We start from the raw sequence: 1,210 nt of genomic DNA, 5'->3' as shown, positions 1-1,210 counted from the left end.
CCGTTGTCCCGTCGACGGTGGACTGACCGGTCAGAGGGGGCAGTGGACGCTGCTGCCGTTGTCCCGGAGGAGGTCGTCGCGCATCCAGCCGGAGTAGCCCGTGGACAGGTTGCGCGCGTAGGTCCAGGTGGCTCCGTCCTGGTCGAGGGTCCAGCAGTGGTAGTTGATCGTGTGGCTCAGGTGTGCCAGTCCTCGGCTGGCACACGAAGTGCTGGAGCCGGCACGCATGTTGACGCCGTTTGCTTTGTTGGTTCCCTGGACGGGGTCCAGGTCGGGCGGGGTGCTGCCGCATGGGTAGTGCGCAGGGGCGGCTGCCACGGAGCTGGTCAGTGCCAATGGGCTTAAGAGGGCAACCGCCGCGGCGAGCGGCAGGAGACGTGCGGTGAGGGGCATCATGATTTGCTTCTCCCGGATCGGCGTGATGTCTGATCGGGTCTATGGCACCCGGTCATGGAGATGATGGGCCGATGCCTTCCGGGCTCTCAACGCCTTAAGCGGTGCCTTAAACCCCCTCTTGGTTGAATCGCTGAGCTTTCAGCAAAGCGCTTCCCAAGGGCGTGATGAGGTGAAGAGCGAACCCGCCGCGGCGAGTGGTGGTGATGAGTGCTGTGTCCCGGAGTACCCGGGCATGCTGGCTAGCTGCCGCGGCCGAAACCCCGAGCCGCTGGGCCATTTCCGTCGTGGTGCAGCCTCGGGTGGTGGCCATGAGGGCTGCGGCTCTGGTTCGGCCGACGAGGGAGGCCATGCCCGGATCAGCACCGCCGTCGAGGGCGGTAACGCCGTCATCGGCCAGCGGCTCACGAAGGGCGGGGACAAGCAGCCTGGGCGGCCGGGCGGTGTCGAGCGGATCCCACAGGAAGCTCACCCCGTGAGGGGAGAAGACCACCGGCGTTATGTCCAGACCCCGGCCCCGTAAACGGACTTCCGTTCGGCGCGGATAAGGCGCCTCCAGCACCGGCGGGCACCACCGCACCCCCGGAACCATGAGCGATCTCAGCAGTAGATCCACACCTCCCTCGACCACGAGATCCGCGTAATGGGCCGACAGGCGCGACCAGAGCGGACCTTCCCCGGCCCCAGAAGGGCTTCACCGCCAGCCGGTGCCAGGTGCCCAAGGCGTCGGCGAGCTCCTGCAGGGCTTCGCGTTCCCCATCACGCAGTCGCCGCGCCCAGGGCACGTGCTCGGGCCGGAAGTCGATACCGTCAAACC

At 67.2% G+C, this 1,210-nt stretch carries 1 protein-coding gene; it reads right to left on the bottom strand.

Annotation, left to right across the window (positions count from 1 at the left end):
• Positions 1-30: 30 nt before the first annotated feature.
• Positions 31-318, bottom strand: a complete 288-nt coding sequence (locus ACFV20_RS37030; protein ID WP_242435273.1) for an SH3 domain-containing protein — start codon at positions 316-318, stop codon at positions 31-33.
• Between the last annotated feature and the right edge of the window lie 892 nt (positions 319-1,210).

Origin of the sequence: Streptomyces sp. NPDC059696, assembly GCF_042733745.1 — a bacterium.
Taxonomy (GTDB): Bacteria; Actinomycetota; Actinomycetes; order Streptomycetales; family Streptomycetaceae; genus Streptomyces.
This window is presented reverse-complemented; position numbering and strand designations above follow the sequence as displayed.